The organism is Massilia sp. Dwa41.01b (assembly GCF_014171775.1).
In the GTDB taxonomy this organism is placed as follows: domain Bacteria; phylum Pseudomonadota; class Gammaproteobacteria; order Burkholderiales; family Burkholderiaceae_D; genus Telluria.
On record NZ_CP050454.1, the window covers coordinates 5292221 to 5313664 of the forward strand.

At 65.0% G+C, this 21444-nt stretch carries 18 protein-coding genes and 3 pseudogenes; 12 read left to right on the top strand and 9 right to left on the bottom strand.

Going from position 1 to position 21444, the window contains the following annotated elements:
- Positions 1–152 precede the first annotated feature (152 nt).
- The 8 genes and pseudogenes from hemA (at position 153) to G4G28_RS24405 (ending at position 9664) form a co-directional block, all read left to right on the top strand.
- Positions 153–1439, top strand: coding sequence for a glutamyl-tRNA reductase (hemA, locus tag G4G28_RS24370; RefSeq protein WP_182990302.1), 1287 nt, complete (start codon positions 153–155; stop codon positions 1437–1439).
- Positions 1440–1538: 99 nt separating this feature from the next.
- Positions 1539–2615, top strand: a complete 1077-nt coding sequence (gene prfA, locus G4G28_RS24375; RefSeq protein WP_182990303.1) for a peptide chain release factor 1 — start codon at positions 1539–1541, stop codon at positions 2613–2615.
- 102 nt (positions 2616–2717) lie between these two features.
- Positions 2718–3194, top strand: a complete 477-nt coding sequence (locus G4G28_RS24380; RefSeq protein WP_182990304.1) for a disulfide bond formation protein B — start codon at positions 2718–2720, stop codon at positions 3192–3194.
- Positions 3191–4009 (top strand): annotated as a pseudogene (gene prmC / locus G4G28_RS24385) (peptide chain release factor N(5)-glutamine methyltransferase). The gene G4G28_RS24380 and the pseudogene prmC overlap by 4 nt, the downstream one beginning before the upstream one ends.
- Before the next feature lie 254 nt (positions 4010–4263).
- Complete coding sequence (locus G4G28_RS24390) at positions 4264–6174, top strand: DUF885 family protein (protein WP_183107909.1); 1911 nt, start codon at positions 4264–4266, stop codon at positions 6172–6174.
- 127 nt (positions 6175–6301) lie between these two features.
- A complete protein-coding gene (gshA, locus tag G4G28_RS24395) occupies positions 6302–7897 on the top strand; it encodes a glutamate--cysteine ligase (RefSeq protein WP_182990306.1) in 1596 nt (531 codons plus the stop codon).
- 185 nt (positions 7898–8082) lie between these two features.
- Positions 8083–9185: pseudogene (locus G4G28_RS24400) on the top strand (histone deacetylase family protein).
- 11 nt (positions 9186–9196) lie between these two features.
- Complete coding sequence (locus G4G28_RS24405; protein ID WP_182990307.1) at positions 9197–9664, top strand: GNAT family N-acetyltransferase; 468 nt, start codon at positions 9197–9199, stop codon at positions 9662–9664.
- A 3-nt stretch (positions 9665–9667) separates the two neighbouring features.
- On the opposite strand, the gene G4G28_RS24410 is transcribed toward G4G28_RS24405, so the two are convergent.
- From G4G28_RS24410 to G4G28_RS24425, 5 genes and pseudogenes are all read right to left on the bottom strand, one after another.
- Entirely contained in the window at positions 9668–10966 is a 1299-nt protein-coding gene (locus G4G28_RS24410) for an MFS family transporter (protein ID WP_182990308.1), read from the bottom strand.
- Complete coding sequence (locus G4G28_RS24415; protein WP_183107910.1) at positions 10927–11646, bottom strand: hypothetical protein; 720 nt, start codon at positions 11644–11646, stop codon at positions 10927–10929. Before G4G28_RS24415 ends, G4G28_RS24410 begins: the two co-directional genes overlap by 40 nt.
- Before the next feature lie 221 nt (positions 11647–11867).
- Positions 11868–12215: pseudogene (locus tag G4G28_RS29555) on the bottom strand (hypothetical protein); the annotation flags it as partial.
- Positions 12216–12327: 112 nt separating this feature from the next.
- Entirely contained in the window at positions 12328–12768 is a 441-nt protein-coding gene (locus G4G28_RS24420) for an FKBP-type peptidyl-prolyl cis-trans isomerase (RefSeq protein ID WP_182990310.1), read from the bottom strand.
- Positions 12769–12864: 96 nt separating this feature from the next.
- Positions 12865–14742: a potassium transporter Kup gene (locus G4G28_RS24425; protein ID WP_182990311.1), complete on the bottom strand. Its 1878-nt coding sequence runs from the start codon at positions 14740–14742 to the stop codon at positions 12865–12867.
- Positions 14743–14972: 230 nt separating this feature from the next.
- Between G4G28_RS24425 and rarD the strand changes: the two genes are divergently transcribed.
- From rarD to G4G28_RS24440, 3 genes are all read left to right on the top strand, one after another.
- Positions 14973–15872 carry an EamA family transporter RarD gene (gene rarD, locus G4G28_RS24430; protein ID WP_182990312.1) on the top strand — a complete coding sequence of 300 codons (900 nt, stop codon included), beginning with the start codon at positions 14973–14975 and terminating at the stop codon, positions 15870–15872.
- Positions 15873–15950: 78 nt separating this feature from the next.
- Positions 15951–17618 (top strand): energy-dependent translational throttle protein EttA, encoded by a 1668-nt coding sequence (gene ettA, locus G4G28_RS24435; protein ID WP_182990313.1) that lies wholly within the window; start codon positions 15951–15953, stop codon positions 17616–17618.
- A gap of 198 nt (positions 17619–17816) precedes the next feature.
- Positions 17817–18362: a transposase gene (locus G4G28_RS24440; RefSeq protein WP_182990314.1), complete on the top strand. Its 546-nt coding sequence runs from the start codon at positions 17817–17819 to the stop codon at positions 18360–18362.
- A gap of 139 nt (positions 18363–18501) precedes the next feature.
- Here the strand turns inward: G4G28_RS24440 and G4G28_RS24445 are convergent, their stop codons facing one another.
- Both G4G28_RS24445 and G4G28_RS24450 read right to left on the bottom strand, forming a co-directional pair.
- On the bottom strand, positions 18502–19074 hold the full coding sequence (locus tag G4G28_RS24445; RefSeq protein ID WP_182990315.1) for a porin family protein: 573 nt from the start codon (positions 19072–19074) through the stop codon (positions 18502–18504).
- Between the two features lie 182 nt (positions 19075–19256).
- The gene (locus tag G4G28_RS24450) at positions 19257–19853 is read right to left on the bottom strand and encodes an alpha-ketoglutarate-dependent dioxygenase AlkB (RefSeq protein WP_182990316.1); all 597 of its coding nucleotides are present in this window, start codon (positions 19851–19853) and stop codon (positions 19257–19259) included.
- 20 nt (positions 19854–19873) lie between these two features.
- Here G4G28_RS24450 and G4G28_RS24455 point away from each other — a divergent pair, with 20 nt between their 5' ends.
- Positions 19874–20488: a molybdopterin-dependent oxidoreductase gene (locus G4G28_RS24455; protein ID WP_182990317.1), complete on the top strand. Its 615-nt coding sequence runs from the start codon at positions 19874–19876 to the stop codon at positions 20486–20488.
- Positions 20489–20576: 88 nt separating this feature from the next.
- Here G4G28_RS24455 and G4G28_RS24460 read toward each other — a convergent pair whose 3' ends face one another.
- Together G4G28_RS24460 and G4G28_RS24465 are read right to left on the bottom strand one after the other, a co-directional pair.
- Positions 20577–20939 (bottom strand): hypothetical protein, encoded by a 363-nt coding sequence (locus G4G28_RS24460; protein WP_182990318.1) that lies wholly within the window; start codon positions 20937–20939, stop codon positions 20577–20579.
- 122 nt (positions 20940–21061) lie between these two features.
- Positions 21062–21439, bottom strand: a complete 378-nt coding sequence (locus G4G28_RS24465) for an MAPEG family protein (protein ID WP_182990319.1) — start codon at positions 21437–21439, stop codon at positions 21062–21064.
- Positions 21440–21444: the final 5 nt, after the last annotated feature.

Here is a 21444-nt window from a genome sequence, read left to right on the forward strand (position 1 = left end):
TACGCTGCTCGGTGGCGATTGTTGCCCGCTGCAGGATGCACAGGCGATCTGGCCCGGGTGAACAGCCGCGGGGCGTGGCCCCTGCCGCCATGAAACCCTGCGCGCATGAGGGTATAATGGCCGCTACCGTCCCCCTCCTTTTTGCCCCAAGAATGCAACTGCTTGCCGTCGGCCTGAACCACAACACCGCGCCGCTCGCGCTGCGCGAGCAGCTGGCGCTCGGCCCCGAGCAGCTCGGCCGCGCGGTGCAGTCGGCGCGCGAATGGTTCGGCCGCTTCGGCGGCGCCGGCGACCAGCGCGGGGGCGACGAGGCGGCCATCCTCTCCACCTGCAACCGCACCGAACTGTATGCCGCCAGCGGCGTGCCGCAGCCGCTCGACGCCTCGGCCCAGTTCCTCGCCCACTACCACGCCCTGAATTTCGCCGAACTGCGCCCGCACCTGTACATGCTGCCGCAGCACGACGCCGTGCGCCACGCCTTCCGCGTCGCCTCCGGGCTCGATTCGATGGTGCTGGGCGAGCCGCAGATCCTTGGCCAGATGAAGGACGCGGTGCGCACCGCCGAAGAAGCGGGCGGCCTCGGCACCTACCTGCACCAGCTGTTCCAGCGCAGTTTTGCGGTCGCCAAGGAAGTGCGCACCAGCACGGAAATCGGCGCGCACAGCGTGTCGATGGCGGCGGCCTGCGTGCGCCTGTCGCAGCGCATTTTTGACCGTATCTCCGACCAGCACGTGCTCTTCATCGGCGCCGGCGAAATGATCGAACTGTGCGCGGCCCACTTCGCGGCGCAGAACCCGAAATCGATCACGATCGCGAACCGCAGCATGGAGCGCGGCGAATCGCTCGCCACGCGCCTGAACGGCCGCGCGATCCGCCTGGCCGACCTGCCGCAGCAGTTGCACCAGTTCGACATCGTCGTCTCCTGCACCGCCTCGACCCTGCCGCTGATCGGCCTCGGCCTGGTCGAGCGCGCCATCAAGGCACGCCGCCACCGCCCGATCTTCATGGCCGATCTCGCCGTGCCGCGCGATATCGAAGCGGAAGTCGCGCGCCTCGACGACGTCTTCCTCTACACCGTCGACGACCTGGCGCAGGTGGTGCAAACCGGCATGGAAAGCCGGCAAGCCGCCGTGGCCCAGGCCGAAGCCATCATCGAAACCCGTGTCGAATCCTTCATGCACTGGATCGGCGACCGCGCCGTGGTACCCGTCATCCAGGAACTGCACGAGTCGAGCGAGGCGCTGCGCCTGGCCGAACTCGAGCGCGCCCGCCGGCTGCTGGCCAGGGGAGAAGACGTCGATGCCGTGCTCGAGGCCCTGTCGAAGGGCCTGACGGCGAAATTCCTGCACGGCCCGCAGCAGGCGCTGCATCGCGCCCAGGGCGATGAACGCGCACGCCTGGCGAACCTGCTGCCCCAGCTGTTTCGCGGCCGCCGTTAGCGCTTTTATTCTCTTCCCGTTGCGTCCGCGGTGCCGCCACCCGGGCGCGTCCAGGTATCCGTTCACCACTCCGTTACCGAATCTGCCCAGAATAAAACTATGAAACCATCGATGCTGGCCAAGCTGGACCAACTTGCCAACCGCCTGGTCGAACTCGACGAATTGCTGACCCATGAAGGCGCCACCGCCAACATGGACAATTATCGGAAGATGACGAAGGAGCATGCCGAGATCGGCCCGCTGGTCGCCCTCTACCGGCAATACCAGGAAGCCAACGGCGACATCGCCGCCGCCCAGGAGATGCTGGCCGACCCGGAGATGAAGGAATTCGCCCAGGAAGAAATCGAAGCGGCGAAGGCCCGCCTGGCCGCGCTCGACCTTGACCTTCAAAAAATGCTGCTGCCGAAGGATGCGAACGACGAGCGCAATATTTTCCTGGAGATCCGCGCCGGCACCGGCGGCGACGAATCGGCCCTGTTCGCGGGCGACCTGCTGCGCATGTACACCCGCTTTGCCGAACGCAACCGCTGGCAGGTGGAAATGGTGTCGGAGTCGCCCTCGGACCTGGGCGGTTACCGCGAAGTCATCGTGCGCGTAATCGGCAATGGCGTGTATTCGAAACTGAAATTCGAGTCGGGCGGCCACCGCGTGCAGCGGGTGCCGGCTACCGAAACCCAGGGCCGCATCCATACCTCGGCCTGCACGGTGGCGGTGATGCCGGAGGCGGACGAGGTCGAGGACGTCAACATCAACCCGGCCGACCTGCGCATCGACACCTACCGCGCTTCCGGCGCCGGCGGGCAGCACATCAATAAAACCGATTCGGCCGTGCGCCTGACCCACTTGCCGACCGGGATCGTGGTCGAATGCCAGGACGACCGCAGCCAGCACAAGAACAAGGCGCAGGCAATGAAAGTGCTGGCCGCGCGCATCAAGGACGTGCAGCTGCGCGAACAGCAATCGAAAGAGGCGGCCACCCGCAAGAGCCTGATCGGTTCGGGCGACCGCAGCGAACGCATCCGCACTTATAACTTCCCGCAGGGGCGCCTGACGGACCACCGCATCAACCTGACCTTATATAAACTCGACTTCATCATGGATGGCGACCTGGCGGAGCTGACCAATGCCCTGTCGGCAGAGCACCAGGCGGAGTTGCTGGCGGCACTGGGCGATTAAGAACATACTAAGTTGCCAATGTGAAAATGGGACCCGGCGCTTCGCGCTTCATGCGAGAATCGCCCGTCCCTTTTTCTTGTCTGCCCTACGAGAGCCGCACGCATGCCATCTTCCCGCACCGTCCTCCTGATCATTGCCGCGATCAGCTTCGCCCTGATCGGCGCCGCCCTGTACCTGCAGCATGCGCATGACATGCTGCCCTGCCCGCTGTGCGTGCTCCAGCGCTACGCCTTCCTCGGGATCGGCATCGCCGCCCTGGTGGGCGCGCTGAGCAATAAAATCCGCGCGGGCGCCGTGGTGGCGCTGCTGGCGGCGGCCGGCGGGTTCTGGGCAGTCGGCAAGCACCTGTACGTGCTGGCCAATCCCGGCTTCTCCTGCGGCATCGATCCGATGGAAACGATGCTGAACAAGATTCCGACGGCGACCCTGCTGCCCTGGCTGTTCCAGGCGGACGGCCTGTGCGAAAACGCCACCGACGGCGTGCTCGGCCTGTCGATCCCGCAATGGTCGGCCCTCTGGTTCGTACTGCTGACGCTGGCGCTGGTCTGGGTGCTGGTGAAGCAGCGGCGCGCGCGATGAACATCCGTGCTGGCGTCACGGTCGGTGCGCTGCAGGCCGGCCTGCCGCTCGATCCGCTGGAAAACCGCATCCTGCTGTGCCACGCGTTGAACCTGACGCGCATCGGGCTGATCACCCAGTCCGAACGCCAGCTCGACGCGCTCGAGGCGGCTCGGCTGGCCGAGCTGGTGCGGCGCCGCCTGGACGGCGAGCCGATTGCCTACATCGTCGGCCAGCGCGAATTCTTCGGCCTGCCCTTCCAGGTCACGCCCGCGGTACTGATTCCCCGTCCCGACACCGAACTGATCGTTGAACTCGCACTGGATCGCCTGTCGCCGCGCGCGCGCCTGCTCGACATGGGCACCGGCAGTGGCGCCATCGCGGTGGCCGTCGCCCATACCCGGCCGGATGTGCAGGTGACGGCGCTCGACGTCAGCGACGGGGCTCTCGAGGTAGCGCGTGCGAACGCCGCCGCGAATGGCGCCGCCGTGCGTTTCCTGCGCAGCGACTGGTTCACAGCACTCGGCGAGGAGCAGTTCGATGTCGTGGCATCGAATCCGCCCTATATCGCCTCCGGCGACGCCCACCGGCACAAGGCGACCTGCGCTTCGAGCCGGTCGATGCGCTGACCGACCACGCCGATGGCCTGTCCGACCTGCGCACCATCGTCGCCGGCGCCGGCGCGCACCGTGGCAGGCGGCTGGCTGCTGCTCGAGCATGGCTACGACCAGGCCGAGGCCGTGCGCGCCCTGCTGGCCGCGGCAGGCTATGCCGAAGTGCAGAGCTGGCGCGACCTGGGTGGCATCGAGCGCGTGAGTGGTGGCCGGCGCGCCTAGGATCCGGGGTTGGTAGGGTGGGCGCGGCCGGCGAGGCTCTCGAGCCCACGCGGTATAGGACCGTCGAACATCACAGTCCTGTGCATAGGCGCAGCCCGAAACTCGCCTGATCCCGTAACATCCCCAAGGCCTCCTGGTCGGATAGCCGTACCGCGTGGGCTCAAGAGCCCACCCTACGAACTGCACAGAAAACCCGGTGCGCGGTACGCGGGAGCGCATTGCTACAATGCTTCCTCCCCCACCTCCTCTCGCCCATGCGCCGCTTATTCTCCCTCCTCGTCCTGCTCACCGCCCTGTTCCACGGCCTCGCCCAGGGTGCGCCGGGACAGGCGGCGGCCTTGTTCGAGCGCGACTGGGAATGGCGCCTGCAAACCTTCCCTGAATACGCCACCAGCATCGGCGAGCGGCGCTACAACGACCGCCTGTTTGATACCTCGCCCGCCGCGGCCCGTGCCCGCCGCGAACACATCAAGGCGATGCTCGACGAAGCGCGTGCCATCGAGCGCACCGGCCTGTCGGCGCAGGAACGGCTGTCGCTCGACCTGTTCGTGTTCGACAAGGAGCGCCAGCTGGGCCGCCTGGCCTTCTATCCCTACGACCCGCAGCCGATCACCGCCTGGGACGGCCTGCACGTGCGCCTGCCGCGGCTGGTGGCGCAGATGCCGTTCACAAGCGAAGAGGACTACCGCAACTACATCGCGCGCCTGAACGCGCTGCCGGCGCACGTCGATGACCTGATCGAGCAGCTGCGCGAAGGGATGCGTAGCGGCTGGACCGCGCCGCAGGCGAGCCTGCAGGCCCTGCCCGAGCTGCTGCGCACGCTGCGCGAGGAGCTGGCCGAGGGTCCCGTGGGCGCGCCGCTGCGGCGCATGCCGGCCGCGATCGACGCCGGCGTGCGCGCCGAACTGCTCGCCGCCGGCAACGCCGCCCTGCGTGACGCTGCCGCGCCGGCGCTGCGCAAACTCGAAGACTTTGTTCGACGCGAGTACGTGCCGGCCGCGCGCACCACGCTGGGCGCATCGAGCCTGCCGGGCGGCGCCGGCTATTACGCCTTGCTGGCGCGCCAGGCGGGCGGCACCGACCTCACCCCGTCCGAGCTGCATGCGCTGGGCCTGAAGGAAGTAGCCCGCATCCGTGCGGCGATGATGGAGGCCATGCGGCGCACCGGCTTTCGCGGCACGCTGGCGCAATTCTGGTCTTTGCGCGGGGCGACCGGCGCCTGTTCGCGCCCCACGCCGAGGCCCTGCTGGCGCGCTACCGCCGCAGCATCGACCGCAGCCGCGAGCGCCTGCCGCAGCTGTTCGGCACCCTCCCGCGCGAGGAGATCGGCGTCAAGCCGCTCGGCGTGGAAGGCGCCGGCCAGGTCGCCGCCTATTACGAAGCCGGCACGCTGGACCGCAGCGCCGCGCTGGTGGTCAACACGGCGCGTCCCGGCAGTCATCCGCTGTGGGAAGTCGAGACCACGGGCGCTGCACGAAGCGCTGCCCGGCCACCACCTGCAGGTGGCGCGCGCCCACGCCCTGCGCGAGCTGCCGGCCTTCCGCCGCCATGCACGGGACGACGCCTTCGGCGAAGGCTGGGCCACCTATGCCGAGAGCCTGGGCCCGGAACTGGGCCTGCTGCGCGATCCGTTCTCCTGGTTCGGCTACCTGAACGACGACATGCTGCGCGCCGCCCGGCTGGTGATCGATACCGGCATCCACGCGTTCGGCTGGTCGCGCCGCCAGGCCATCGATTACCTGAACGGAAACACGGCCAATGCGCTCCTCGACAACGAGGTCGAGGTCGACCGCTACATCGCCCAGCCGGCCCAGGCGCTGAGCTACAAGAGCGGCCAGCTGCGCATCCGCGCGCTGCGCGAAAAGGCTGCGGCGGCACTGGGACCGCGTTTCGACCTGCGCCGTTTCCACGACGCGCTGCTGGACAAGGGCGCGTTACCGCTGCCGCTGCTGGAACGCGAGATGGATGCGTGGCTGGCCGGGGAGTTGGCGCCTGCGCCTGCCACCCAGCCGGCCGAAACGGACAAGCCAGCCGCGGCACCGGCTACCGCGTCGGCTACCGCCCCGGTTACCGCGCCCGCCGCGGCACCGGCGAAAGCGCCAGCCACCGCGCCGCGCTCCGTCACTCCCCTTCCCGCTCCAGCAGCCCCGCCGCAGCCCGATTGAGGCGCCTCGGAACGTCCAGGTTCGGCCCGGATGAGGCCGGGCGGAAATCGACCGGCCGCCGACGCGTACGTCGGATTTCGGTTAATCTCTGCACCACGCTATTGGCAGGAAAAGAAAGGAAACACCCGTGTCGAACCAACTGACCCGCCGCCTGGCCCTGCTGGAAGACGATGCCCACCGCGGCCTGCTCGGCCAGGGTCTGCGCGGCATCGAACGCGAGACGCTGCGCATCGACCCGCAAGGCCAACTGGCGCGCACGCCTCATCCGGTCCAGCTCGGCGCGGCATTGACCCACCCGCAGATCACCACCGACTACGCCGAGGCGCTGCTCGAATTCATCACCCCGGCCGAGCACGACATCGGCCTGGCCCTGCACCGACTCGATGCGGTCCACCGTTTCGCCTACGCCAAGCTGGGCGACGAAATGCTGTGGAGCTCGTCGATGCCGGGCGAATTGCCGCTTGACGAAGAGATCGAGATCGCCTGGTACGGCAAGTCGAACATCGGCATGCTGAAACACGTCTACCGCCGCGGCCTGGCGCTGCGCTACGGCAAGGCAATGCAGTGCATCGCCGGCATCCACTACAATTATTCGCTACCGGAAAAGCTGTGGGAAATCATCCGCGCCAACGACGGCGTGACCGAAGAGCGGCGCAATGCGCTGCGCGATTTCCAGTCCGAGAGCTACATCGCCACGATCCGTAACTTCCGCCGCTATGCCTGGCTGCTGATGTACCTGTTCGGCGCTTCGCCGGCGCTGACGACCAGTTTCCTGCGCGGCCGTCCGCACACGCTCGAGACCCTGTCGGAAGACACCCTGTACCTGCCCTATGCCACCAGCCTGCGCATGAGCGACCTGGGTTACCAGAACGATGCCCAGTCCGGCCTGCGTCCGCACGAGAACAGCCTGGAAAGCTATGTGACGAGCCTGATGGATGCCGTCAACCGTCCTTACGAACCCTACCAGGCGCTCGGCACCAAGCGCGATGGCGAGTGGATCCAGCTGTCGACCAACGTGCTGCAGATCGAGAACGAATACTATTCGACCATCCGCCCGAAGCGCGTGATCCGCACCGGCGAGCGCCCGGTGCAGGCGCTGTGCAACCGCGGCGTGCAGTACATCGAAGTGCGCTGCCTCGACGTCGACCCGTTCGAGCCGATCGGCATCGGCATCGAGACGGGCCGCTTCCTCGACGCCTTTTTACTGTTCTGCGCGCTCGAAGAGAGCCCGCTGCTCAGCGCCGCCGAAGGCCAGATCCATGCGCGCAATTTCGCCCGCACCGTGAAGGAAGGCCGCAAGCCGGGCCTGACCCTGACGCGCGACGGCCTCGAGGTCCCGCTGCGCGAATGGGCGGATGAACTGATCGAACGCATCCGCCCGGTCGCACGCCTGCTCGACGAGGAGCACAACGAAGCGGGCGTGCACGAGGCGTCGCTGGCGCAGCAGAAGGCGAAGATCGCCGATCCCGATAAAACGCCGTCGGCCCGTGTGCTGGCCGAAGTGCGCGCCCTCGGCTCGGCCGCCGCCTTCGGCCTGCGCCAGAGCCGGCTGCATGCGGCCTATTTCCGCGAAAGCCCCTTGATGCCGGCCGAGGAAGCGGTGTTCGCCGAGATGGCCGCAGCCTCGCTGGCCGAGCAGGCCATCGTCGAGCAGCAGGATACCGGCAGCTTCGACGATTTCGTCGCCGCGTACAACAGCAGTACCTTGTGCGGCGACCACTAAGAACCTGTCCCAGTAGGGAGGGGGAAGTTGATGACGATGCATGGCAAGCAGAGGCAAGGCGCGAGAAGGCCGCATGGCGAGCCATGCAACGACGAGCAACGCAGCATCTGCTTGTCAGGCGCGTCAGCAACGACTCATCCCCTACTGGGATAGGTTCTTAGGACATCGCCCGCCGCGGGGAAGCCTTGCTCACCTTTTATAACGAACACCATGCCCAGCACGGGGCGCGGCAGGTCTTCCTCGGCGGCGAGCTGGTGCCAGGTGGCGAGCAGCCCGAGCGGGTCGCGCTGGTGCTGCGCGAACTGCAGCGGCGCGGCCTGGGCGACATCGTTACCCCGCATCGCGCGCCGCTGGTCTCGCTCGAGCGCATCCACACGCCGCGCTACCTGCATTTCCTGCGCAGCGCCTGGAACGAATGGTGCGCGCGCGGCGCTGGCCATGCGGGCCGCGCCGCCTTCGCCGCATGCCTGCCGGCGCGCATGCGCTCCGACATCGAGCCGGAAGACTTCAACGCACGCCTCGGCCTGTATTCGACCGATACCTTGAGCCCGCTGACCGCCGGCACCGGAATGCCGCCAAGACCGGCGCCGACTGCGCCATCAATGCGGCGCACGCGCTGCGTCTGGGCGAGCGCGGCAGCTTCGCGCTGACCCGTCCGCCCGGCCACCACGCCGGCGCCGACTTTTGCGGCGGTGCCTGCTACCTGAACAACGCGGCGCTGGCCGCCCAGCACCTGCTCGACGATGGCCTCAAACGCGTCGCCATCCTCGACCTCGACCAGCACCACGGCAGTGGCACGCAAAGTATCTTCTATGGCCGCAACGACGTGCTGTTCGTCTCGCTCCACGCCGACCCAGGCCATGCCTACCCGTTCTACCTGGGTCATGCCGACGAAACCGGCAGCGGCGACGGCAGCGGCTACAACATGAACCTGCCCTTGCCGCCCGGCGCTTCCAGCGCGCAGTGGTTCGCCGCGCTGGAAACGGCCTGCATCAAGCTCGGCATGTTCGCACCGGAAGCGCTGGTCGTCTCGCTCGGCGTCGGCACGATGGCCCATGGCCTGCCGTCGGCCCCGTCGGGTGACAATGCGAACGCGACCGTGGTCGCGAACGCGGGCGCGAACGCGAACGCGGCCATCGCCCTGCAGGGCAGCGACTATCTGCGCATCGGCGAACGGCTCTCCTGGCTCGGCCTGCCGACCGTCTTCGTCTTTGAAGGCGGCACGGCCAACGCTGAACTGGGCATCAACACGGTCAACGTGCTCGAAGGTTTCGAGACGGCGGCCTGACTCTACTCATCATGAAAAAAACACCTTCGATCGAATGGCAGTGGTGCAGCTTCGCCGACCTCTCCGGCGCGCAGCTGTATGAAGTGCTGGCCCAGCGCCAGCAAGTGTTCATCCTCGAACAGCAATGCCTGTACCCGGACATCGACGGCTACGACCTCGATGCGCACCACCTGCTGGGCTGGCGCGACATCGGCGGACGGCGCGTGCTGGTCGCCTACCTGCGCTGCCTGGCGCCGGGCGCGAAATACACGGAAATGTCGCTGGGACGGGTGCTGACGACGAACGACGCGCGCGGCAGCGGCGCCGGACGCGAACTGCTGGCGCACGGCATCCAGTACGCCGAGCAGCTGCATCCGGGCCACCGCATCCGCATCGGCGCCCAGCAGTACCTGGAAGCGTTTTACCAGAGCTTCGGCTTCGAGACCGTCTCTGCGCCCTACGACGAAGACGGCATCATGCATATCGATATGCTGCGTTGACGCTTATTTCAGCAGCCCCGCCTTGGTCGGGTCCGGCATCTTCCAGGCGACGACGAAGGCGAGCGCGCACATGATGCTCACGTACCAGTAAAAGTCGGTCTCCATGCCGCCCTGCTTGAACCATAGTGCCACGTATTCGGCCGAGCCGCCGAACACCGCGTTGGCCACCGCATAGGACAGGCCGACGCCGAGGGCGCGCACTTCGACCGGGAACATCTCGGCCTTGATCAGGCCGCCGATCGAGCTGTACAGGCTGACGATGGTCAGCGCGCACACGATCATGACCCCGGCCATGAAAGGGCTGTCGACGCGCGCCAGCGCGCTCATGATCGGTACCGTGAAAATCGCGGCCAGCGCGCCGAACCACATCATCGAGGTACGGCGGCCGATGCGGTCGGACAGCGCGCCGAACACCGGCTGCAGCGCCATGTAGACGAGCAGCGCGCCCGTCATCACGGCGCTGGCCGTCTTGGCGCTCATGCCGGCCGTGTTGACCAGGTATTTCTGCATGTAGGTGGTGAAGGTATAAAAGATCAATGAGCCGCCGGCAGTAAAGCCGAGCACGGTGATGAAGGCGCGCCGATGGTGCTTCAACAGCGCCGCGACGCTGCCCGCTTCCTTGCTCTGGCGCTCGGCCGCGTTGGTCGTCTCGGCCAGCGAGCGGCGCAGGTAGAGCGAGACCAGCGCCGCGCAGGCGCCGAGCACGAAGGGAATGCGCCAGCCCCAGGCCTTCAGTTCCGCTTCCGTGAACAGCTGCTGCAGGATCACCAGCACCAGCAGGGCCAGCAGCTGGCCGCCGATCAGGGTGACGTACTGGAACGAGGCGAAGAAGCCGCGCCGGCCGGGTTCCGCCACCTCGCTCATGTAGGTGGCGCTGGTGCCATATTCTCCGCCCACCGACAGGCCCTGGAACAGGCGCGCCAGCAGCAGCAGGGCCGGCGCCGCCGTACCGATCTGCGCATAGGTCGGCAGCACCGCGATCATCAACGAGCCGCCGCACATCATGAGCACCGAGATCATCATCGCGTTGCGGCGGCCATAACGGTCGGCGACGCGCCCGAACAGCCAGCCGCCGACCGGCCGCATCAGGAAGCCGGCTGCGAAGATGCCGGCCGTGTTCAGCAACTGGGTCGTCGGGTTACCGGATGGGAAGAAAGCCGAGGAAAAGTACAGGGCGCAAAACGAATAGATATAAAAATCGAACCACTCGACCAGGTTGCCTGAGGAGGCGCCGACGATCGCATAGATACGCTGGCGCGGGGTCAGTTGCTGGATGTCGTTCGGGGTAAGGTGTTCCGCCATGCTGGTGCTCCATTCTTACTCGATTGGGCAACCCGTGGCGGTCGCCCCTTGTGCCATCCTACACAAGGGACGTACAGGGCCGCGCGCCCTAGGGTTTGACAAACGACAATGCCGCGTTGCCGGTAGCGGTGCCGCGCCAGCAGCAAGGGCGCCAGGCCGGCCAGCCAGAGCGCGGCCGGAGCCGGTTCCGGCACCGCCGGGATCGGATCGAGGCGCACCGCGCGGCAATCACCCATTTCGGTACAGGCATAGGCGGCGATCTGGCCGGCGTCGTTGATGCCGACGGCATCGAGCACGCTCCACAGGCCGGGGCGCTCGACGATGCTGTTCAGGTCGATCATGAAGCCGTCCCGGTAGAGGAAGGCGCTGGAGAAATCGAGGCCGGGAATGTCGCCCGCATAGGTGGAGTAGCCCACCACCATGTCGGCCGCGTTCAGGGCACGCGCCTCGGTGAGCTCGCCGCCGAGCGAACCGATGTCGCGCATGAAACCGTCGCGGTAAAGAAAAGCATGCTGGACGTCGTCGTCGATGAAACTGGTGCCGGCGATGTGGCCGACGTCGTTGATGGCGGCCGCCGCGCTGGAAGGGCCGCCCAGCGTGCCGAGGTCGCGCATGGCGCCGCCTTCGTAGAGAAAAGCGCGGTAGGCGCTGAAACCGGCGAGGAAGGACGAGCCGACCACGGCGCCGGCATTGTTGATGCCGGTGGCACGCGCGGAATTCGCGCCCGGGTTGCCGATATCGCGCGCGACGCCCCCGCTGTAGAGGAAAGCATGGTTTTCGCCGTCGGCATCGACCCAGTGCCGGCTACCTGTCCGGACCCGTTGACGCCGGCGCCATAGCTGCCGACGCCGAGCTGGCCGATGTCGCTCAGTAGACCGTCACGGTACAGGAAAGCCGCGCTGCTGCCGTCGGCGCGGTCGGCGGCGCCGGTGACGAGCCCATTGACGGCAATGCCCGTGGCCGTGCTGGATGGACCGCCCAGGGTACCGAGGTCAAGCACCGAGGTGCCGTCCCAGACGATGGCACGGCCATTTGACTGGCCGGCAATGCGGCCGGCGGCATCGATGCCCGCGGGCGCCGAATTGTCGGGACCGAACACGATGGTGTAGCCCTGCGCGCACACGGCGGCGGGCATGCAGGCCAGCAGCAGGAACAGACACTGCTTCAGCAACTGCGATACACGGCGCGCCGCGGAGTGTGAAAAGGTCGTAAACGGCGCCAGCACGCGTGAATGGTTGCGCAGCGACATGATGCCCCCGGGAGCGTTGACGGAATCCCAAGGATGTCGGAAACGCCACGGCCTCCCTCTGCGCCAGCGCAGGCGTGCGCCAGATGGCGCCGCTGCGCTTGCTCGACCTTGCTTACTCGACCTTCGTCAGTTCGACGTCGAACACGAGGCCGCTATTTGGTGGAATCGGGCCGCGGCCGCCGCTGCCGTAGGCAAGGCTGGCCGGGATCAACAGGGTGCGCTTGCCGCCGACGCGCATGCCTGGCAAACCCTGCTCCCAACCGGCGATGACTTGCCCCTGGCCCAGCGTGAAAGCAAAGCTGCTGCTCTCGAACTGGGTTCCCTTATGGTCGGCCGCGGTGGCGCTGTAGAGCCAGCCGGTGTAGTTGACGGTGACCCTGCGGCCGCTGGCGGCAGTGGCACCGGTGCCGGTGACGGTATCGGTCATGCTCAGCGCGGCCGGGCTGCTGACCGCCACGGGCGGCGCGCTGGTGTCACCGCCGCCACCGCCGCAGGCGGTAAGGGTCAGTGCGGCGGCGCAGGCGAGCGCGGTCAAGGAAGAGGTAAAGCGCATTGCGAAGCTCCTGGCTAAGTGGAGTGTCTAAAGGAAACACTTTACCTTAGCGGAGTCCCAGCTGGCCATCTGTCCGTTTTTTGTAGCCGATTTGTATCAGATTTCGACTTGGGTGCCGAGTTCGATGACGCGGTTGGTCGGGATCTGGTAGTAGTCGGCCGCGCCGCGCGCGTTGCGCGACATGGTCACGAACAGGTGCTCGCGCCAGGGTGCCATGCCCCGGCCCGGCGTCGAGATCACGGTCTGGCGGGCGATGAAGAACGAGGTTTCCATCATCTCGAAGGGCAGGCCCAGGGTTGCGCATTGCGCCATGATGCCCGGGATATGGGGCTCGTCCTTGAAACCATAGTGCACGTTCAACTGGTAGCAGTTATGGCCCAGCTCGACGACCTGCACTTGCTCGGCCGGCAGTACCCAGGGTTCTTCCCGGATGTGCACGGTGAGAAAAACGACGCGTTCGTGCAGCACCTTGTTGTGCGACAGGTTGTGCAGCAGTGCATGCGGCACGCCATCGCTTTCACCGCGCAGGAAAATGGCGGTGCCCGGCACCCGCGTCGGCGGTGCCACGAACAGCGACTGCAGGAAGGCGTCGAGCGGGATCGCATGCTTTTCCAGGTTCTCGAACACGAGTTCGCGGCCGCGCTTCCAGGTCAGCATGCCAGTCAGCAAGATTGCACCGAGCAATAAAGGGAACCAGCCGCCGTGGAACAGCTTCAGCGTGCTGGCCGAGAACAGGGCGATATCCATCAACATGAAAAAGCCGGTGGCGCCCAGGCACACGACCAGCGGCAGCTTCCAGCGGTAGCGCGTGACGAAGAAGGTCAGCAAAGTGGTAGCGAACATGGTAGCGGTGACGGCGATACCGTAGGCGCCCGCCAGACTTTCCGAATTGCCGAAGCCGATCACGGCGATCAATACCACGATCAATTGCAGCCAGTTCACGGCCGGGATATAGATCTGGCCGATCTCGCTTTCCGAGGTGTGCAGGATGCGCATGCGCGGCAGCAGGCCAAGCATGATCGCCTGTTTCGTCATCGAATAGGTGCCGGAAATCGTCGCCTGCGACGCGATCACGGCCGCCATGGTCGACAGCACGACCAGTGGATACACGCTCCAGGTCCCCAGCTGGTGGAAGAAGGGGTTATCGATCGCGCTCGGGTCGGTGATCAGGAGACTGCCCTGGCCCAGGTAGTTCAGCGCCAGGGCCGGAAACACGATCAGGAACCAGGCGAAGCGGATCGGTTTCTTGCCGAAGTGGCCCATGTCGGCATACAGCGCTTCGGCCCCGGTCAGGGCCAGCACGACGGCGCCCAGCGCGACAAAGGCGATGAACTGGTTTTCCGCAACGAAGCGCGCCGCGTGCAGCGGATTGAGGGCGCCAAGGATCTCGGGTGCCTTGGCAATATTGATCACACCCATGATCGCCAGCGTCGCGAACCACAGGATCATGACCGGACCGAACCAGCGTCCAATACCCGCCGTGCCGTGGCGCTGCAGGCTGTACAGGCCGACCAGCACGATCACCGCCAGCGGCACGACATAGTGCGACAACGCCGGGGTCGCCACCTCCAGGCCTTCGATCGCGCTCAGGACCGAAATGGCCGGGGTAATCACGCTGTCGCCATAGAACATGGTGGCGCCGAACACGCCGACCACCATCAGCGGATAGTACCAGCGCGACGCGCGGGTCACGGAATTGAGGGCCAGCGCCATCAGCGCCATGATGCCGCCCTCGCCGCGGTTATCGGCGCGCAGCACCAGCGTGACGTATTTCAGCGAAACGATCAGGGTCAGTCCCCAGAAGATCAGGGAAATGATGCCGAGCAGGTTGGAGGTGGTGAGCGCGAGGCCGTGGGTCGGGTCGAAGATGGTCTTGAGGGTGTACAGCGGACTGGTACCGATATCGCCGTAGACGATGCCAACGGCAGCCAGCGTCAATGCCGCCAGGCTGCTTTTGTTATTTTGCGACGTCAAGATTGCACCATATTGTTGTTCTGGTGCGGCGCACCATAAAATAACGACAAGAAAATTGCAAGCAGTATTCTAAGGTGTGGAAGGGGGCGGGGGAGAATGTTGCGAGTTTGCCCGAACAGGGCTCGGCCGGTCGCGCGTTAGCGCCCGCTGCGGCCAAAACAGGGGGTGTCCGGCAAGGCAGGGCCAATTCGATGATAATGATCGGCTAGCAACCCGTCCTCTCCTCTTCCATGCGTACCGGCATCGTTTCCGCCGCCCTGGCCTTCCTGTGCTGGGGTTTGTTTCCCGTTTATTTCCACGCCATCGGCGAAGTGCCGCCGTTGCAGATCCTCGCGCACCGCATGCTGTGGTCGCTGATCTTCCTGATGATCGTACTGGCCGTGCGGCGCCAGTGGCGTTGGCTCGAGCAGGTGCGCCAGCCGCGCGTGTTCTGGAGTTTCGTCGCGTCCGCCTTGCTGCTCAGCATTAACTGGCTGATCTATATCTGGGCGGTCAACAATGGCCACGTGATCGAAGCCAGCCTCGGCTACTTCATCAATCCGCTGGTCAACATCATGCTGGGCTATCTGATCCTGAAGGAACGCCTGCGCCCGGTGCAGTGGATGGCGATCACCATCGCCGCGCTTGGCGTTGCCTGGCTGACCTGGCAAACCGGCAGCGTGCCCTGGATCGCGCTATTCCTGGCGGCTTCCTTCGGCGGCTATGGCTTGCTGCGCAAGACGGCGGCGCTCGGCGCCCTGGAAGGCCTGTCGTTCGAGACGATGGTGCTGTTCCCGATCGCCGCGGCCTATGTCGTCTGGCTGACTTACCAGGGCGACAACGCGTTCCTGAATACGCCTTCCGACACGACCCGCCTGCTGCTGGTCGCCGCCGGCCCGATCACGGCGATCCCGCTGCTGCTGTTCGCCAGCGGCGCGCGCCAGATTCCGCTGTCGATCCTCGGCCTGCTGCAATACCTGTCGCCGACCATCCAGTTCCTGCTGGGCGTGATGCTGTTCAAGGAGGCCTTCACGGCCGACCGCCTGGTGGGTTTCGTGCTGATCTGGGCGGCACTGCTGTTGTTTGCTGGCGAGGGCTTGTGGCGCAGCCGGCAAGCGCCGGCCTCCGCACCTGCCCCGAAAGTTTCATGATTTCATAGTCAATAAAGGGGTGCCCGCGGGCGCCCTTCTATCGTATCCTGTGCACCTTGATTTTCTACTGACACCATAATGGCCAATTACGTCTATACCATGAATCGCGTGGGCAAAATCGTCCCGCCGAAACGCCAGATCCTGAAGGATATTTCGCTGTCGTTCTTCCCGGGAGCGAAGATCGGCGTGCTGGGCCTGAACGGCTCCGGCAAGTCGACCCTGCTCAAAATCATGGCCGGCATCGACACCGACATCCAGGGCGAAGCGCGCCCGATGCCGGGCCTGAACATCGGCTACCTGCCGCAGGAACCGCAGCTCGACCCGGAAAAGACGGTCCGCCAGGAAGTCGAATCGGGCCTGGGCGAAGCCTTCGAGGCGCAGGCGAAGCTGGAAGCCGTCTACGCCGCGTATGCGGAAGAAGACGCCGACTTCGATGCACTGGCGAAGGAACAGGAACGCCTGGAAGCGATCATTTCGTCCTCCGACGGCGGCAACCTGAACCTGCAACTGGAAATGGCCGCCGACGCCCTGCGCCTGCCACCCTGGGACGCGAAGATCGCCGTGCTGTCCGGTGGCGAAAAGCGCCGTGTGGCGCTGTGCAAATTGCTGCTGTCGAAACCCGACATGCTGCTGCTCGACGAACCCACTAACCACCTGGACGCCGAATCGGTCGAGTGGCTGGAGCAGTTCCTGCTGCGCTTCCCGGGCACCGTGGTCGGCATCACCCACGACCGCTACTTCCTCGACAATGCCGCCGAGTGGATCCTGGAACTGGACCGCGGTTCAGGCATTCCATGGAAGGGTAATTACTCTTCCTGGCTGGACCAGAAGCAGGCACGTTTAAAACAGGAAGAAGCGACCGAATCGGCACGCCAGAAAGCGCTGCAGAAGGAACTCGAATGGTCACGCCAGAATCCGAAGGCACGGCAAGCCAAGTCGAAGGCCCGCCTGGCGCGCTTCAACGAACTGTCCGAATACGAATACCAGAAGCGCAACGAGACGCAAGAGATCTTCATTCCCGTGTCCGAGCGCCTGGGCAACGAAGTCATCGAGTTCAAGAACGTCTCGAAAGCCTTCGGCGACCGCCTCTTGATCGACAACCTGTCGTTCACGGTGCCGCCAGGCGCGATCGTTGGCATCATCGGCCCGAACGGTGCCGGTAAATCGACCCTGTTCAAGATGATTGCCGGTAAAGAGCAGCCGGACAGCGGCGAAGTCGTGATCGGCAAGACTGCGAAGGTCTCGCTGGTCGACCAGCACCGCGACGAACTGGCCAACAACAAGACCGTGTTCGAAGACGTCACCGGCGGTGCCGACATGCTGTCGGTCGGCCGTTTCGAAATGCCGTCGCGCGCTTATCTCGGCCGCTTCAACTTCAAGGGTTCGGACCAGCAAAAGGTCGTCGGCAACCTGTCCGGTGGCGAACGCGGCCGCCTGCACCTCGCGAAGACCCTGCTGCAAGGCGGCAACGTCCTGCTGCTGGACGAACCGTCGAACGACCTCGACGTGGAAACCCTGCGCGCGCTGGAAGACGCCCTGCTGGAATTTGCCGGCAGCGTGATGGTGATCTCGCACGATCGCTGGTTCCTCGACCGTATCGCCACCCACATCCTGGCCTTCGAAGGCAACTCGCAAGTGACCTTCTTCGATGGTAATTACCAGGAATACGAAGCGGACAAGAAGAAGCGCCTCGGTGAAGAAGGTGCCAAGCCGAAGCGGATTCGCTACAAGCCACTGACGACCTGATCGTCTTGCTGCCGGAAACCGGCATCATCCCTGCATAAAGCCCGGCATTGCCGGGCTTTTTCGCTTTTTTACTGGCGGCAATGGAACGCGGGCTTGTCGAGGTGGTGTGTAAAATCGATCACTGATGAGGCTAATAGTTCCCGCCTCCCATTTGCGCCAATCGGCATGGCGACCATCATCGATTGGCACACTTTACCCATGACAGACTACCGCGACAACCGGGTCCCCGGCGGGACCTTTTTCTTCACGGTTCGCCTGCTGGACCGTGGCAGCACCCTGTTGACCGACCATATCTCCGCCTTCGGCGAGGCGATCCGCCAGGCGCGTGTCCGCAAACCTTTCCATGTCGATGGCTGGGTGGTATTGCCCGACCATGCCCATGCGATGTGGACACTGCCCCCGGGCGACCATGATTGCTCGAGCCGCTGGCGCGCCGTGAAAATCGCGTTCTCGAAGGCACTGCGCAAATCGCTGGTGGCGGCCACGCCGGATGGCGCGATCTGGGCACGCCAGTACCAGGAATTCCGGGTCAGCGACGACGCCGAATATGCGGCACTGATCGACTACATGCACAGCAATCCCGTGCGCCACGGCCTGTGCCCGCGTGCCTGCGACTGGCCGTGGTCGTCGGTGCACCGCTTCATTTCGGCAGGATTGAGCGTGGCGAGGGAAGACAGCGCGCTGGTGCTGCCGCCGTGGGCGCGGGTGCGGCCGGGTGGAATGGGTGCCGCGCCGGCGCTTTGAGCGCAACTATCGCGAACTTGCCTCTCCGTGCGGCTGGCTTGAGAGGCGCCGTCTCGATAACGCTGCCGATCCTGGGTCACCAAGCTGCAAAAGAAAAAGGGCCCGCAGGCCCTTTTTCGTTACGTGATCGAGGAATTGATCAGAAGCTGTATTTCGCGCCGATGGTCAGGACGTCAGGCTTGGCACCGAAGTCCTTCTTCTTGCCATAGCGCTCGTACTCGGCGAGGAGCGACACCTGCTGGTTCAGGTTGTACTGCACGCCAACGCCGGCATACACGCCGTTATCGCTTTCGCTGCCCGACAGGCCCAGGCTGTTCTCGCGCAGCTTGGCCTTGGTGTGGGTTACGCCCAGCTTGCCATAGACCGAAGCCTGTTCGTTGATCGGCATGGTGGCCTTGCCGGCCAGGTAGGTGCCGTAGCCTTCAGACTCGACGGTGCCGCCCACGCCGTTCACACTGTAGTTGGCATGCGATTTGCGGAAGTCGGTGTAGCCGGCTTCGACGCCGAAGGTCTGGTTCAGCTCGACGCCGCCGAACAGTTTTCCCGATGCCTTGTAGCCATCGCTGTCGACATCGACGCCGGAAATACGGTAGTCGTGGTCAGCGCTGGCCACGCCGACACCAACGTAAGCACGTGGGGAAGTGGTGCTCTGGGCCTGGGCGGCGGTCATGACGGCGGTACTTGCGATCAGTGCAAAGATGAGCTTTTTCATGCGAAATCCTTTTCAACGTTTATTGACTGGCTCGCCATTCCTTGTGAATCGCGATGGGTTCACGATAGCACTGTCAAAACGCCAACGGCAGTCCGGATTTCGTAAGAACCGTAAGCAAATGTAACATAAATGACTTACGGTTCAGTTATTTTGCATACATATGCATGCATGAAGCCGGCTAATTACACGATGTAGCGAAAGGTTAGATTGACCCGCTCTCCCATGGGGCGAGTCGACTTGTGGATGCCATGGACCCAGTGCTGCTGGGTTTGGCCACGCATGAGCAGGAGGCTGCCGTCGTGCAGATCGAGCGGAAGCGAGCGTTTGTTGCGTTTATGCCGCAGTATGAAGCGGCGTGAAGCGCCGAAACTCAGGGAAGCGATGATGGGGTCCGGACCCAGCTCCGGCTCGTCGTCGCTGTGCATGCCCATGCTGTCGCGCTCGTTACGATAGCGGTTCAGCAGCACGCTGTTGAAGCGGTGGCCGCACACGTCCTGCACCGCGTCGCGGATCGTCGCCAGCAAGGGCGTCCATGGCAAGGGCTCCAGGCGCAGGCCGGAATAGGTGTAACTGGCGTCCCCATACCAGGCCACCAGGCGCGGCTGCAAGTGCTGCTTGCCGTAGACGAACACCGACTCGGCGCGCCAGGGCGTCTCGGCGATCAGGCGCGCCAGCACTTCGGCGTTGGTGTACGGCAGCGGCAGCTGCGCCAGCCAGGCCAGTTCGCCGTCTTCGATCGGAATCGGCGTCAAGCTATCAGGAGAAGCAAACAGGTCCATGGAGGAAGAGAAGGTTTATCATGGGGGCAATCCGCGAAGAGGAATTGTCGCATGAAGAAACGAGCCTTCCGGGCGCCGCACTGGCCGCCTCCGCCCTGCCCGTCGGCCTGCCCGCCGCTGCCGCCGTGACACGCAGCGCCGGCCCCGCCCTGTTGACGATCACCGGCGCCATCACGCGGCCGAACCGGGGCGCGCTCGATCCGGCGCTGGACCAGATGATGGCCAAGCACAAGCTGGCGTTTACCAGCGCCCATGCGCTCGACTTTGCCAGCCTGCTGCGCCTGCCTGCGCACAGCATCCATCCGACCCTCGAATACGACGGCAAAGCGCACGCTTTGCGCGGGCCGCTGCTGCTGGACGTGCTGGCACTGGCCGGTGCCACAATGAAAAGCACGACGCGTCTGACCCTGCGTGCGGTGGATGGCTATGCGGCGGCTATTGGCGCCGAGGAAGCCCATGCGTGGCGCTTCATCGTTGCTACCCACCTCGATGGGCAGCCGATGGCGCTGGGAGGATTGGGGCCGCTATGGGCGGTGTTCGATGCCGGCCACGTGCCGGAAACAGCGTCACTGCCGCTGGCACAGCGATTCGGCTCCTGTCCCTGGGCGCTGTATCACATCGACGTACAGAACTGAACGGCGTCTTCGCGCATGTGCGTGGCACAGGACACACCCTGGCCAGGCCGATGCCAGCCTGCCCTGCGGCAGGCCAGCGCTCGCTTATTCAGGCGTAGGCTTCCGCCATGCTCATCACGCGTGGCGTGACGGCAATGTCGAGGCTGCCGAACAGGCCGTCGATCGCGGCCAGGTTGGCGCTGCATTCCTCGGCCTTCCACCCCTTGAAGATGTCGGTGCCGTCTTTTTCGAAATGCAGGTCGAGCACGCGGCCGCGGTCGCTGTGCGTATAGTTTTTCTGATACGTGCCCTTGAAACCCAGCTCGGCCAGCGCGGCCAGCACCGACTGCGGTGGATTGTCCGGATCAGTGGCGAGATACACGCCAAAGGTTTTGCCGGGCGGCTTGGCCGCGACATCGACTTCATAAATGCCCGGGGCCTTGGTCACCGCGGTGCTCTTCAAAAACAGCATGCTGCCTCCCACATCGAAACCGGCCGGGCGCGACGCGCACCAGTCACCGGCGTGATGTATCCGAGAAGCAAGCTTATTTCCCTTCGGGAACTTTGTCGATTGCTGGATGCAGTAAACTAGCTCTAATGCATCAATAAACCAACGACAGTGCCGCAAATAAGCAACGCACTTGCCACCATGCCAAGCACAAAACCGGTTTCGCGGCGCGCCGGGTCGCGGTAATAGCCCAGCGCATACAGTACGCGGCCGAGGCACCACAGCAGTCCACCGGCGGCTGCCCACAGGTCGCCCAGGTACCAGGCGCACAGCCACAGGGGTACTAAGACCAGGGGCAACTGCTCCAGGGTATTTGCCTGTACCCGCTGCGCGCTCTGGAAAGGCAGCGGCCCGTCCATCGATGGCGCCAATACCTTGTGGCGCACGCGCGCCAGGCCGGCCATCACGCCGGTCCAGAAATACACGCCAAGGGCGGCCAGGCTGGCCCACGCTGTCCAAACCATTTCAA

Coding starts and splice junctions, on each gene's coding strand:
- rarD (WP_182990312.1), top strand. CDS start 14,973: ATGCGTACCGGCATCGTTTCCGCCGCCCTGGCCTTCCTGTGCTGGGGT.
- ettA (WP_182990313.1), top strand. CDS start 15,951: ATGGCCAATTACGTCTATACCATGAATCGCGTGGGCAAAATCGTCCCG.
- G4G28_RS24445 (WP_182990315.1), bottom strand. CDS start 19,074: ATGAAAAAGCTCATCTTTGCACTGATCGCAAGTACCGCCGTCATGACC.
- G4G28_RS24380 (WP_182990304.1), top strand. CDS start 2,718: ATGCCATCTTCCCGCACCGTCCTCCTGATCATTGCCGCGATCAGCTTC.
- G4G28_RS24420 (WP_182990310.1), bottom strand. CDS start 12,768: ATGCGCTTTACCTCTTCCTTGACCGCGCTCGCCTGCGCCGCCGCACTG.
- G4G28_RS24455 (WP_182990317.1), top strand. CDS start 19,874: ATGGGGGCAATCCGCGAAGAGGAATTGTCGCATGAAGAAACGAGCCTT.
- G4G28_RS24410 (WP_182990308.1), bottom strand. CDS start 10,966: ATGGCGGAACACCTTACCCCGAACGACATCCAGCAACTGACCCCGCGC.
- G4G28_RS24405 (WP_182990307.1), top strand. CDS start 9,197: ATGAAAAAAACACCTTCGATCGAATGGCAGTGGTGCAGCTTCGCCGAC.
- hemA (WP_182990302.1), top strand. CDS start 153: ATGCAACTGCTTGCCGTCGGCCTGAACCACAACACCGCGCCGCTCGCG.
- G4G28_RS24460 (WP_182990318.1), bottom strand. CDS start 20,939: ATGCTGTTTTTGAAGAGCACCGCGGTGACCAAGGCCCCGGGCATTTAT.
- G4G28_RS24465 (WP_182990319.1), bottom strand. CDS start 21,439: ATGGTTTGGACAGCGTGGGCCAGCCTGGCCGCCCTTGGCGTGTATTTC.
- G4G28_RS24440 (WP_182990314.1), top strand. CDS start 17,817: ATGACAGACTACCGCGACAACCGGGTCCCCGGCGGGACCTTTTTCTTC.
- prfA (WP_182990303.1), top strand. CDS start 1,539: ATGAAACCATCGATGCTGGCCAAGCTGGACCAACTTGCCAACCGCCTG.
- G4G28_RS24450 (WP_182990316.1), bottom strand. CDS start 19,853: ATGGACCTGTTTGCTTCTCCTGATAGCTTGACGCCGATTCCGATCGAA.
- G4G28_RS24390 (WP_183107909.1), top strand. CDS start 4,264: ATGCGCCGCTTATTCTCCCTCCTCGTCCTGCTCACCGCCCTGTTCCAC.